The sequence below is a fragment of the Streptomyces sp. NRRL S-378 genome (assembly GCF_000720645.1).
GTDB lineage: Bacteria > Actinomycetota > Actinomycetes > Streptomycetales > Streptomycetaceae > Streptomyces.
Genome location: NZ_JOBX01000019.1, coordinates 60,469 through 72,523 on the forward strand (window position 1 = coordinate 60,469; position 12,055 = coordinate 72,523).

The 12,055-nt window shown below is 69.8% G+C and carries 14 protein-coding genes; 5 read left to right on the plus strand and 9 right to left on the minus strand.

Annotated features, from left to right (window positions below; genetic code table 11):
• Positions 1-26: 26 nt before the first annotated feature.
• Positions 27-1,151 (minus strand): NADAR family protein, encoded by a 1,125-nt coding sequence (locus tag IH80_RS0116350; RefSeq protein ID WP_030961180.1) that lies wholly within the window; start codon positions 1,149-1,151, stop codon positions 27-29.
• Positions 1,152-1,298: 147 nt separating this feature from the next.
• Between IH80_RS0116350 and IH80_RS0116355 the strand changes: the two genes are divergently transcribed.
• Entirely contained in the window at positions 1,299-2,087 is a 789-nt protein-coding gene (locus IH80_RS0116355) for an endonuclease/exonuclease/phosphatase family protein (RefSeq protein ID WP_078906567.1), read from the plus strand.
• 273 nt (positions 2,088-2,360) lie between these two features.
• Here the strand turns inward: IH80_RS0116355 and IH80_RS0116360 are convergent, their stop codons facing one another.
• Positions 2,361-3,095, minus strand: coding sequence for an SDR family oxidoreductase (locus IH80_RS0116360; RefSeq protein WP_234432259.1), 735 nt, complete (start codon positions 3,093-3,095; stop codon positions 2,361-2,363).
• Between the two features lie 160 nt (positions 3,096-3,255).
• Positions 3,256-5,013, minus strand: coding sequence for an FG-GAP repeat domain-containing protein (locus IH80_RS43815; RefSeq protein ID WP_158943490.1), 1,758 nt, complete (start codon positions 5,011-5,013; stop codon positions 3,256-3,258).
• On the opposite strand from IH80_RS43815, the gene IH80_RS43820 reads away from it, so the two are divergent.
• Both IH80_RS43820 and IH80_RS43825 read left to right on the plus strand, forming a co-directional pair.
• On the plus strand, positions 5,005-6,195 hold the full coding sequence (locus IH80_RS43820) for a polymorphic toxin-type HINT domain-containing protein (protein WP_158943492.1): 1,191 nt from the start codon (positions 5,005-5,007) through the stop codon (positions 6,193-6,195). The two genes, IH80_RS43815 and IH80_RS43820, sit on opposite strands and share 9 nt — an antisense overlap.
• Before the next feature lie 35 nt (positions 6,196-6,230).
• Positions 6,231-6,995 carry a barstar family protein gene (locus IH80_RS43825; protein WP_158943494.1) on the plus strand — a complete coding sequence of 255 codons (765 nt, stop codon included), beginning with the start codon at positions 6,231-6,233 and terminating at the stop codon, positions 6,993-6,995.
• Between the two features lie 311 nt (positions 6,996-7,306).
• Here IH80_RS43825 and IH80_RS46020 read toward each other — a convergent pair whose 3' ends face one another.
• From IH80_RS46020 to IH80_RS46030, 3 genes are all read right to left on the minus strand, one after another.
• Positions 7,307-7,471, minus strand: coding sequence for an integrase (locus tag IH80_RS46020; protein WP_234432260.1), 165 nt, complete (start codon positions 7,469-7,471; stop codon positions 7,307-7,309).
• Positions 7,468-7,623, minus strand: coding sequence for a hypothetical protein (locus tag IH80_RS46025; RefSeq protein WP_234432261.1), 156 nt, complete (start codon positions 7,621-7,623; stop codon positions 7,468-7,470). The genes IH80_RS46020 and IH80_RS46025 overlap by 4 nt, the downstream gene beginning before the upstream one ends.
• 202 nt (positions 7,624-7,825) lie before the next feature.
• Positions 7,826-8,014 carry a hypothetical protein gene (locus IH80_RS46030; protein ID WP_234432262.1) on the minus strand — a complete coding sequence of 63 codons (189 nt, stop codon included), beginning with the start codon at positions 8,012-8,014 and terminating at the stop codon, positions 7,826-7,828.
• Positions 8,015-8,144: 130 nt separating this feature from the next.
• Between IH80_RS46030 and IH80_RS0116380 the strand changes: the two genes are divergently transcribed.
• Positions 8,145-8,768, plus strand: a complete 624-nt coding sequence (locus IH80_RS0116380) for a dihydrofolate reductase family protein (RefSeq protein ID WP_030961189.1) — start codon at positions 8,145-8,147, stop codon at positions 8,766-8,768.
• A gap of 6 nt (positions 8,769-8,774) precedes the next feature.
• Here the strand turns inward: IH80_RS0116380 and IH80_RS0116385 are convergent, their stop codons facing one another.
• Positions 8,775-9,218 (minus strand): hypothetical protein, encoded by a 444-nt coding sequence (locus tag IH80_RS0116385; protein ID WP_030961190.1) that lies wholly within the window; start codon positions 9,216-9,218, stop codon positions 8,775-8,777.
• 10 nt (positions 9,219-9,228) lie between these two features.
• Entirely contained in the window at positions 9,229-9,597 is a 369-nt protein-coding gene (locus IH80_RS40885) for a hypothetical protein (RefSeq protein ID WP_158943496.1), read from the minus strand.
• 121 nt (positions 9,598-9,718) lie between these two features.
• On the opposite strand from IH80_RS40885, the gene IH80_RS0116395 reads away from it, so the two are divergent.
• The gene (locus IH80_RS0116395) at positions 9,719-10,654 is read left to right on the plus strand and encodes a DMT family transporter (protein ID WP_030961194.1); all 936 of its coding nucleotides are present in this window, start codon (positions 9,719-9,721) and stop codon (positions 10,652-10,654) included.
• Positions 10,655-10,787: 133 nt separating this feature from the next.
• On the opposite strand, the gene IH80_RS0116400 is transcribed toward IH80_RS0116395, so the two are convergent.
• Entirely contained in the window at positions 10,788-11,801 is a 1,014-nt protein-coding gene (locus IH80_RS0116400) for a Gfo/Idh/MocA family oxidoreductase (protein ID WP_030961195.1), read from the minus strand.
• Positions 11,802-12,055 lie beyond the last annotated feature (254 nt).

Genomic DNA, 12,055 nt, shown 5'->3' on the forward strand with positions numbered 1-12,055 from the left:
CGCCGGGTACGTCCCGCGGTCCCGCGTCAGTCGACGAGGGCCTGCCCGGCCGGTCCGGCCTGCAGTTCGGAACGGACGAGTTCCAGCAGGCGGCCCGTCCAGTTGCGGCCCCGGCCCCCGTTGTCCCCCCAGAAGCCCGAGTCGGCGTCGTCGTAGAGCACGGTCGCGTCACCCGTGGCGAGCAGGATGGCCGCGAGGTCGGGGTGCTGCTCGTACTTGGCGCGCAGCAGAGCGGCCATGACCGCCGTCCGGACCCGCTCCCAGCCCTCGCGCCGCGGCGCCGCGGCCGCGACCGTACGGGCCTTCGCGCCCGACTCCGCCGCCACGACCGCCATCCGGGCCGCCGGCTCGGCGACGGACCGGGCCCAGTAGGCGTGCGCCACCGACGGATAGGTGACGCCGCCGACGGTGATCGGGGCCGGGTAGTCGTTGCGCAGGGCCCGCTTGCCCGGGTCCTCGAGCGCGCGCTGCGGGTACGAGTGGTAGATCTTGACCGCGGGGGCGAAGGACGTGGCCGGTCCGTCGGCGGGCACCCGCGACGAGGCCTTCGCGCGCCACTGCTCGCGTTCCTCGAAGTAGGCGACGGCGCTGTCGTACTCCTCCTGCGTGACCGTTTCCGCGTGCTCGTCCGGGGTCCGGCCGCCGGGCCCGGCCACCAGCACCCGCAGGGGGCGGTCCTTGTGGTCCATGTCGCCGAGCGCGTAGTGCCGCACGGTCTCGGGGACGGCCAGGTAGGCGGCCCGGGCGGCGGCCCGGTTGTCCTCCGTACGGTCCGCCATGAAGACGTCCACCGCGGCGAGGCAGCGGGCGGTGGAGTCGGGGCGGCCGTTCAGCTCGTCGACGGTGTCGCGGACTTCGGCGAGCAGCAGGTCCGGCGTCATCCAGGTGTACGGATCCCCGAACGTCCACGAGGCCAGGTGGTGCGCGGAGGCGTTCCCGCCCTCCGGAAGGCTGGTGGCCACCCATCCGCAGCGGAGTTTCTGCTCGAACTCCTCGAGGGTGACCAGCTCCCAGCAGTCGACGAGGCCGTCGGCGTAGATGAAGAGGTCGGTGAGGAAGTAGGAGCCGCCGTTGCAGATGAACGCGTGCCGCCAGGTGCCGGGTATGCGGACGCCGTCCGCGGTGCGATGGGTGATCCGATTGCCGATCATGGCGCGATGATGCCGGACGGACGGGCCGGGAAGCACCCCGAGGGGTGTGCCGGGGGCGTCGTGTGATGATGTGCGTCCACTTCCGGGGAGGCGACGGTGCTGAGAAGGGGCGCACGGTGGGCGGCGGGCGCGACGGCCGCGGTCTGCATGCTGCTGCTCCTCGGCCCCGCCGCACCGAGCGGTGGCGTCCCCCTCACCGCGGAGGCCGTCCCGGACCGGGTCGCCACGTGGAACATCTGCAATCCGTGCGGCGGGAGCGGACACGACTACGGCCGCGCGACGGAGATCGCCGCGTACGCACCGCAGGTCATCGGCCTGCAGGAGGCGTGCGTGCGGGACGTCGAGCAGATCCGTGACCATCTGGAGGAGGCCTACGGGCTGGTCTACCGGGTGGAGTACGGGTCGGTCCTGCGGAACTGGAACCGCTGCGGCGGGCTGCCGTGGCGGCCGGGCGGCTACGGTCAGGCCATCCTCTCGGCAGCGCCGATGACGGACCGGGTGAGCGTGGAGTACCCCGACGGCGGCTCCGAGGACCGCGGATACCTGGCCGTCACCACACTGGTGGGCGGCCGGCCCGTCCGTGTCTTCAACACCCACCTCGCCGAGCGCCGGCAGGCGGAGGTGCGGGCGGCCCAGGTGAGGGTGCTCGCGGCGGAAGTCGCCCGTCACGACCGTGCGATCGTCCTCGGTGACTTCAACGCCGCGCCGCACGCCCCCGAACTCGCCCCGATGTGGGCCCTGGCCACGGACGCGGACCCCGGCTGCCGCCCCGCGGCCGCCTCCGCCGCCGCCGACGCCTGTGCGGTGACCACCGACTGGAACAGCACCTTCGACTACGTCTTCCTGCGCGGCATCACCCCGCGCAGCCACCACGTCCGCCCCAGCCCGCACTCGGACCACCACCTGCTGCACGCCGACCTGAACCGGACCCGGTAACGGCCGCCGACCCCGGGCCCCGGCGGGCCGGTTCGGCCCGGCCGGGGGCCCTGGGGTCCGCCGTCCGGCCCGCCGGGCCCGGGGGAGTAGCCCGGGCCGACCCCCAACCCGGGCCCTCTGCCCGGGCCCGCCCGGCCTGGGGGCCCGCCCTGCCCGGGCCCGGACGCCTGGGGCCGGTCTGGGCAGGGCCGGTCCGGACCGGTTCCGGCCGGGCGGAGCCGGGCGGGGGACAGAGGGGCACCCGGTTCGAACCGTCCGCACGCCCGGCGAGGGCTACGCGGCGTGGCCGCCGTCGACCGCGAACTCCGCCCCCGTGACGTAGCCCGCGCCCGGTCCGGCGAGGAAGGCCACCACGTCCGCGACCTCCTCCGCCCTCCCGAACCGGCCCAGCGCCGTCATGGCCGCCTGCGGGCCCGCGTACGGTCCGTCGGCCGGGTTCATGTCGGTGTCGACCGGCCCCGGATGCACGAGGTTCGCGGTGATCCCGCGCCCACCGAGCTCCCGCGCCAGGGCCTTCGTCAGCCCGATCGTCGCGGCCTTGCTCATCGCGTACAGCACCCCGCCCGGCCCGGGCACCCGCTGCGCCATGCAACTGCCGATGGTGATGATCCGCCCGCCCTCCCGCATCCGCCCCGCGGCCGCCCGGGCCGCGAGGAACGCCCCCCGCACGTTGACGCCGAGCACCCGGTCGACCTCGGCCGGCCCGACCTCCTCCAGGGGTCCGACCGCCCCCACCCCGGCGTTGTTGACGAGCACGTCGAGCCGCCCGAACCGCCGTACGGTCTCCCCGACGGCGTTCGCGACCTCCGCCGCGTCCCCCGCGTCCGCCCGCAGCGCGACGGCCCGCCGCCCCAGTGCCTCCACCGCCTTGACCACACCGGCCGCGGCCTCGGCATCGCTGACGTACGTGATCGCCACGTCCGCACCGTCCTCGGCGAGCCGCACCGCGACCGCCGCCCCGATCCCCCGGCTCCCCCCGGTCACGAGCGCCACCACGTTCCTGTCCATGGTCTCTTCCTCCCGCATCGCTTGGTTGCGGGTTCAATCAAATGGCCCTCGAGGCCCCACCGCTGGCAGGAATCCGACCCCGCGTTCCGGGGGCGCCGGCCAACGGCAGGGCCCCGCCGGATGCGATATCCGGCGGGGCCCTGGCTGTGCGAGGTGGCTGCTATCCGATGGTGAGGTACGTGTTCCAGGCGTCCTCGTCCACACCGGTCGGGCCGCCGACCGCGGTGGTCCCGCCCGAGTAGAGCCGCTGCTTGCCGGCACTGTCCACGGCCCAGATGTCCGGGATGCCGTCACCGTTGGCGTCGGGCGTGCCGAGGATCTTCGGCACGGCGGACTTGCCCCAACCCGTGGTGGCGTAGCCGTAGTCCTGGCCGCCCAGGGCACTCGCCCCGTCCTTGAGGGAGACGAGGTCGACGCCGCCGTTCGCACCCGGCTTGCCCTTGCGGAGCACCAGACCGCGGTTGGGGTTGAGGTCGTCGCGGTAGAGCAGGTCGGGGATCTTGTCCCCGGAGACGTCCCGGACGCCGACGATGTCACGGGAGGCCCAGACCGTAGTGGCCACCTGCTTGAACGAGGTGAAGCTGGCGCCGGAGTATCCCGAGAACAGCCACAGCACGTCACCGGCGATGGCGAACATGTCGGCGGAGCCGTCGCCGTCGATGTCCTCGGTGACGACGATCTGCCGGAGGGTCGCCGGGTCGGGCGCGCCCGCGGGGAGCAGGATCTCCATGCGGCGGCCGACATCGAACTGGCCCGTGCCGATGCCCGGGTAGACGTACAGCTTGCCGTCGGGCATCCGCGCGATGACGTCGGTCAGGCCGTCGCCGGGGAACCAGTCGGTGGAGTGGCCGATCAGCGCCGCCGTGCCGGTCTGCGCGTCCTTCCAATGGCCGCTGACGCGCTCGCCGTTGTTCAGCGTGGCGAGGATGTGGGCATCGGTGTCACCGGAGGAGTCGCCGGCGTAGGTGAGCAGGTCTCCGTTCCCGTTGACGGCCAGGAGGTCGGGGTGGCCGTCGCCCGTGACGTCGCCGGGCTTGTCCAGCCCGGGCCTCGCCTTGACGAGGAACTCGTACGCGGTGTGGCCGGACACGTTGCCGGAAAGGCTGACCGTGCGGACGTAGAGGACGTTGGGACCGGTGGTGTCGACCTGCATCTTGATGGTCGCCTTGTCACCGCCGGCCTCCGGCGTGACCTTCTTGTCGAAGAGCGGACGGTTCAGGCTCCACTGGTACTCCCGGACGTCACCGGCCTTGGCGCCGTTGCCGGAGATGTGCAGTGCCTGGTCCGGGGTGCCGGCCTCCTTGAGGCTCCAATCGGTGCCGTTACCGCTCGGCGGGAAGTCCGTCGAGTTGACGGCCGGGTTGGGCGGCACGGTGTGGCTGACCGTGAAGGTGCACCAGCCCCCGCCTCCGGAATCGAGCGGCCCGCTGCCGGGCGACCACTTGCCGTCCTTGTCCTTGGCGCGGGAGAGCCAGTAGTACTTCCTGCCGTCGGTGAAGTCACCGAAGGGCACTTCCGCGGTGACGAAGCCATCACTGTTGACGCGCAGCCACTTGTTGTAGATCTGCTTGGAGGGGAAGTCGGCCTCCCACACCTCGATCTGCAGCTCGTGGAGGTTCTGCTGGTCGGACTGGTCGGACTGGTCGGACTGGTCGTCGCGGTCGGTGCCCTGGACCTGGAAGGTGACGTTCGTCTTGCCGATGGCGGTGCCGGCACCACTGGTCAGGCACGGGCCGCCGGGGAAGGTCTTCATGTTCGCCGCGACGGGAATGTTCGGGGGAGTGTTGAACACGACCTCGATGTACGGGGCGGTCTCGCCGTTGGCGATGAACTTCTTCCAGTAGTACGGGTCCGACTCGTTCGGGGCGGCGAAACCGAGGGACATGGCTCCCCAGCCGCTTGCCGCGGCGTGCGCCACGAGGCCCTTGATATCGGGGGCCACCCAGTTGTCCGGGCACGAGCTGTTGCTAACAACATCCGCCAGAACACGTGGAACACCTTCCAGCGGACTCGTGCCAATTACCTGTCCGGCAAGAAGGACTTCCTGCGGAACTACAAGAGCACTACGGGTAAGGAGCGAGCCCGCATACAGCGCCTGTACGATCCGAGCAATGGTTCCGTCACTTCGCAGATCTCGTACAAAATGTGGACCCTCGGGGCTTCGGAAGAGGAGCTCGAGTACTTCAACGGCCACTACTGCGATTTCTTGACATGCAACGGACCGCTGGAAGCCCTGGAAACGGGCGAGCTGGTTTCTTCTGACATATATGAAAAGCCCGACACTCAGGTGATCGGTGAAATATTTGCAGCAGGAGCGGCGTCGCGTACGGGGGCGCTGAAGAAATCGACTTCGGTAAAGCCCAGGTCGTGCAACAGCTTTGTCACTGGAACACGCGTACTGATGGCTGACGGTACGAGTAAGCCGATTGAAGATTTGTCGGAAGGGGATGAAGTTCTCGCCACTGACCCCGAGACTGGTGAGACACCGGGCAAGACCATCACTGCAACGATTTACACGGAGGCTGACAAGGCTTACGTCGATCTGACCGTCCAGACATCTGATGGGGTCAAATCCATCACGGCGACGGGACATCACCCGTTCTGGTCAGAGTCGGACCGGGTTTGGAAGGACGCCGAGGAGCTGAAGGCGGGCGAGACCCTTCGTGCCGACGATGGTTCATCGGTGGTGATAGCCGCAGTCCGTGCCTATGAAGCCTTCAACGAGACCTACAATCTCACCGTCGCCGACCTCCACACGTACTATGTGCTCGCCGGCGTAACGCCGGTGCTGGTACACAACGACAACAATGTTCCTGGGTGGGCTGCAGACGAGCTTGCCAGGATTAAGGCCGGGCAGGGGACCCCACGCACGGTAAGCGCCACGGATCCTACTCAAAAGATCTATCAAGGGCGCGAATCGGCGAGGCACGCGGCCAAGTGGGGTCCTCACGCGCAGTCGGGTTTCCAGGGCTCGCTCGAATGGGAGGTTCCCGGGAGGGGCAATACATACAGGATCGTCGGCCCGAACCGCTTTGGGGAGTACGGCTACACGGACCCGATAGTCAAGTACGCGAAGATCAGCGTTTTTCCTCCCTGTTGATTCGACGTGTTCCCGGTGGAAGGTGGGCGACGTTGTTGGTGAAATATTCTGTCCGGTTCGAGGAAAGTGACGCATCCGTACTCGCCTGCGATCTGGAAGGGTTTTTTGTCGGACGCTACAGCGACGACGACTTCGGCGCGTTCCTTGAAGCCGAGAACGCCCGAGTCACCTTCAGGCTTGTGCGGCCGACCCTAGGCGCGCCGATCGAAACGCTTAGTGGCGACATCGAGGTAATTGTCCTCGACACTGAAGGTCGGCCCATGGGGCGCTACCCGCTGTGGGGCGCGAAGCTAGTAGCCGGAGATACGCCGGAATATCTAGTCGTCACGGCACAAACGGGGTTGCCTCCGCATGCCGAGGCCCGCAGGTTGTGGGACAGGTTCCGCGTTTCCCCACCGCGGCGTGGTGAATGGTGCACGCTTCAGGTCGGATCCCGCGAAGCGTGGCTAGAAGTAGCTGGGCTCAGGTACGCCGAATCTGCTTCTAAGGAGGAGTGTTCGGTTCCCCCTCGAGAGATCGTTATGGGAGGTGATGAAATCAAGGATGTCGCGAGCTTCTTCTGTGCGATTGGCGAGGCTTTCCGCGGCCCAGGAGGGTATATGGGGCAGAGCTTTACCGAATTGGAAGAGTCTCTCGAGGATTATCTCCAAGGCGCTCCGGTCCGGCTGATTTGGCGGAACATCCCTGTCGCGCGTTCTTCCTTGTCTGCGCTAATGGATATTGCTGACGGGCCAACTTCCAAATTCGATTTGCTTCTTGGGATTCTGTCGCAGAATAATGTTGACGTCGTTCCTGGATAGTGTGCGCGCCTCCTCGGTGCTTGAGGCCGGCGAATTCCGGCAACCTATGCTTCCTTGTGTCGCTGCCGATCTCGTGGCCGCGTGGGATTAGAGATTAATTCGTGACGGATCAACGAATCCCCGAAAGGGCTATGCCCTTTCGGGGATTCGTTGATCCCGATGTCCGGACCCATTCTACCGAGTTCCCTATTTGACCTGTTCCTGGGCTGGTTGATTGTTCTGGGAATATCTCCGGACGGGAGGCTTTCGCTATCGGGGAATGGGTTGGAATTAATGCCCCGCTGGAGTCTCTGGGTGCCTCGACGGCAACGTCAGCGGACGGCTGCCATGGCGGGTGGGTCTTCGGGCTCTTCCTCGGTCGGGCCGAGGGCGTTGCCCAGGCTGTGGATGGCTTGGCGCTGGAGGTGGAGGCGTACGTGGGCGTAGACGCCAGCGGTGACGCCGATGTGGGCGTGGCCGAGGAGTTCCTTGATCACGACGAGTTCGAGGCCTGTTTAAGGAGCAGCGTGGCCGCGCCGGAGGTCGGGGAAGCGGATGTGCGGCAGAGGACGGCCTTGCGGAGAAGCGTGGTGAAGGTGCGGGTGAGGTTGGTCGGGTCGATCGGTCTGTCCTGCGTGGTGGTGAACACGTGCCCGTCGTGCTGCCACGTGGTGCCCGTGGCCTCACGCTCGCGCTTCTGCTGCTCCTAGTAGAGCTTCAGCAACTGGACGCAGCGGACGCGAAGGGCGATGCGGCGCTCGGAGGCTCGCGTTTTGGTGGACTGCTGGTGAGCCCGCGTTCGTTGGTGTGTTGCAGGGTTCGGCGGATTGCGGCGTGCCCGCGTCGAGGTTTCAGCGCAGGCCGGGGAGTTCGTCCTTGCGGAGTCCGGCGTGAAGGGCGAGTTCGAACAGCGCGTGCAACCAGTGTCCGCGCGTGGCCCCGAAGGATTGGTGGGCTTCGTCGGCGCTGAGGGGTTCGAAGCGGTTGGGGGCGGGGTGCGCCGGTGCGGACGTTGCGGGCGACGTTGCGCGGGATCGCACCTCGCGGACGGTGTTCGTCGGGTCCTCAGCACTGAGCCGATCGAGCCGTTGGGAGCGTGGCGGCGCGATGAGTTCTGGCGGGGGCGGGAGGCTGAACCCGTAGAGACCATCGAGCGAGGAGCGCAGGGACATGGCCGAGCTGACACTGACCACCTTCGTCACGCTGGACGGCGTGATGCAGGCGCCCGGCGGGCCCGACGAGGACCGCAGCGACGGGTTCGAGTACGGGGGGTGGGCCGCGCCGTACGTCGACGAGGGGATGGGGGAGTTCATCACCGAGGTGTTCGGGCGGGCCGGGGCCTTCTTGCTCGGGCGGAAGACGTACGAGATCTTCGCAGGCTACTGGCCGGAGCACGACGACCCCGCCGACCCCGTGGCGGGCGGGCTGAACCGGCTGCCCAAGTACGTGGCCTCGACCACCCTGAAGGAGCCGGCCTGGGGACCGGCGGCCGTGCTCGACGGGGAGAACCTGCAGAGCGAGATCGTCCGGGTCAAGGATGCCCTGGACGGGGACGGGGAGCTCCAGGTGCACGGCAGCGGGCAGCTCGCGCAGTGGCTGCTCGCCCGCGACCTCGTCGACGAGATCAATCTTCTGGTCTTCCCCGTGGTGCTGGGCGGCGGCAGGAGGCTGTTCCCCACCGGCGGGCTGCCGACGGCCTACGAGCTGACGGCCTCCCGTACGACGCCGGTCGGGACGGCCATCCACACCTACCGGCCCACAGGACGGGCCTCCTTCGGCACAGTCGGCGCCTGACCGGCCTCACCCGGCCGGGTGCCACCGGAACCAGTGGTCGAGCCCGTCGATCCGGTAGCGGGCACCGCCGTCGTATCCCAGCTCACCGATCAGCCGCCGTGCACCGGCGGGCGGCCGGCGGTGCGGGGCGAGGAGCCCGGTCAGCTCGTCGTAGCGGGCGTCGATGCCGCCGTGGCCCGGATGGCTCTCCGCACCGGCCTCCCCGGCTTCGTAGCGCTGGTTCCATTCGGCGAAGATCGCCCACTGCTCGCGTTCCAGGGCTGCCGTCTCCTCGCTCGCGGGCCACACGAGGTACTCCTCGGCGTGGTCGTAGTCGTGGCCCTGGAAGTAGTGCGGGCTGCCGTCCACGTCGGCCAGGCCCGCGCGCGGCCCGTCGTACCGCTCCAGTTCGGCGTACACGCGCCGGAAGCCCCGCGCGATCAGCTGCTCCTCGTCCCGGATCTCAGCCATGTCCATGTCGCTACCGCCGGTCCAGGGCCAGTTGGACCACGCGGCCCTCGCGCAGGACCAGGAGGTCCGGGGACTCGTGGGCGTGGTGGCGGATGCGGCCGACCGGGCCCGGCGGGCGGATGTGCGGGGTGAGGAGGAGCAGCAGGTCCTCCAGGGCCGGGAGCTGGTCCTCGGGTATCTCCTGGCGGGCCGTCAGGGCCCAGCCGTCGCGTTCCGCCGGGCCGAACTCGCCCACGAGCATCCCGCCGATGTGCCAGGCCGGGCCGCGGGGCGAGAGCAGGCCGTCCCCCGTCAGGTGGCGGCGCACCTCCGCGAGTACGGCGTCGGGCGTGGTGTCGAGCAGGTCGAACGCCAGGTCCACGGCGTAAAGATCAGCCATGCGCCCGACTCTACGGGGCAGAGGTGCGACGCCCGGAAACGGGTCGCCCCGCATGATCGGCTCCGGTACGGTGTGCCCCGCAACCGTGCGAGCCGCCGATGTCTCCACCTCCCGAGTGACGTTGGAGACCTCCGTGGCCGTCGCCTCGCCCACCCTGCACGCCGCACCCCGCCGGGCCTGGCTCGCCGATCTGCCCGTGCTGGCCGTCGCCGTCGTGTGGGGCGGGAGCTATCTCGCCGCCAAGGGCATCACCACCGCGCACACCGTGATCGCCGTGCTCGTGCTGCGGTTCGCACTCGTGCTGCCCGTGCTGGTCGTCGCCGGGTGGGCGCGGCTGCGCGCGCTCACCCCCGCCCAGCTGCGCGGCGCCGGGCTGCTGGGGCTCGTACTCGGCGGGATCTTCCTGCTGGAGACCTACGGGGTCGTCCACACCTCCGCCACCAACGCCGGGCTGATCATCAGCCTGACCATGATCTTCACTCCGCTCGCCGACGCCGCCGTGAAGCGGAAGGCACCCTCCGCCTCCTTCCTCGGGGCCGCCGCAGCCTCCGTCCTCGGCGTCGTGCTGCTCACCCAGGGCGCCGGCTTCACCGCGCCCGGCCTCGGCGACCTGCTGATCCTCGGCGCCGCTCTCGCCCGGACCCTGCACGTGCTGCTGATGGCCCGGTCCGAGGGCGTCCGCGGTGCCGATCCGCTGTCGCTGACCACCGTGCAGCTCGGCGGGGCCGTACTCGTCTTCGCCCTGCTGGCCGCCGTACCCGGGACCGGCGCGAGCCCCTGGGCCGCCGCGGCCGATTTCGGGCCCGCCCAGTGGGCGGGCCTGGCGTTCCTCTCCGTCTTCTGCACCCTCTTCGCCTTCTTCGTGCAGATGTGGGCCGTGCGCCGCACCTCGCCCTCCCGGGTCGGCCTGCTGCTCGGCACCGAGCCCCTGTGGGCGGCCGTCGCGGGCATCGCCGTGGGCGGCGAGCACCTGGGGCCCCTCGGCTACGGCGGCGTCGTACTGGTCCTGGCCGGCACCGCCTGGGGGCGGCGCGCGCTCACCGCCGACCCCGCCTGAGCGTGCCGCGAGCATGACCCGAGCGTGTCCGGAAAGCGCCGCAGTCAGCCGGGGATCACCGCCGTAGGGTGGCCGGATGCCCTGCTCACCGAACCGGTCACCCAACCGGCTGCCGATCCGGTCACCGATCCGGTCACCGATCCGGCAGGTCCGGGAGCTCCTCCAGCCGGACCCGGCGCCGCTCCCGCCGCGACAGCTCGCAGGCCTCCGCCACCCGCAGCGCGGCCAGGGCCTCCCGCCCGTCGCAGGGGTTCTCGCCCTCGCCGCGCACCAGGTGCACGAAGGCGTTCAGTTCGGCCTCGTACGCGGGGCCGAAGCGTTCCAGGAAGCCGGTCCACGGCTTGCTCGCGGGCGGCGGCCCGTTCGGTTCGGTCGAGGCGATCGGCGTCCGGTCGTCCAGTCCCGCGGAGACCTGGTCCCGCTCCCCGGCCAGCTCCATCCGCACGTCGTAGCCGGCGCCGTTGCACCGGGTCCCGGTGGACGTGACCAGCGTCCCGTCGTCCAGGGTGAGGACCGCGGCCGCCGTGTCGACGTCCCCCGTCTGCCGGAACTGCGGCGGACCGGCGTCCGACCCGGCCGCGTACACCTCCACCACCTCGTGCCCGGTCACCCACCGCACCATGTCGAAGTCGTGGACCATGCAGTCCCGGTAGAGGCCGCCCGAGGTCGCCAGGTAGTCGGCGGCCGGCGGCGCCGGATCGGCCGTCATCGTCCGTACGGTGTGCAGCCGGCCCAGGGCGCCGGAGCGGACCAGCTCACGGGCCGTGAGGTAGCCCGCGTCGAAGCGGCGCATGTAGCCCACCTGGAGCAGCCCGCCCAGGGCCGACACCTCACGCAGCACGGACAGGGTGCGGTTCAGGTCGGGGGCGACCGGCTTCTCGCAGAACACCGGCAGGCCGCCGCGGATCGCCCGTACGACCAGCTCCGCGTGCCCGTCGGTGGAGGACGCCACGACCACCGCGTCCACGCCCCAGGTGAAGACCTGCTCCACGGAGGGCGCGGCCGTGGCCCCGAGCCGGTCGGCGAGGCGTGCCGCCCGCGCGGGATCGGAGTCGGCGAGCAGGAGCGAGCCCGCCTCCGGGTGGCGGGCGAGCGCCGCCGCGTGGAACGAGCCGATCCGGCCAGTTCCGATGAGCCCGATGCGCATGGACTCAACCTGGCCCCGTCGGGGGAACCTGTCAATCCGCTCGCATCGATCTTGAGGATTTCCCGTGCTGATCTGCGATCCCGCCGTGTCGATCTGCGGGTGCATGCCCCGATGGCCCTTCATGGTCCACTGTGGCGGATACTGGGCGGCTGAAACCGGAATGACCGAATGGTGACGGACGGCATGACAGCCGGGACGACGGACGAGACGGACGAGGGAAGGGCGCGGCGACGTGGCTAGGGTTCGGACAGGGG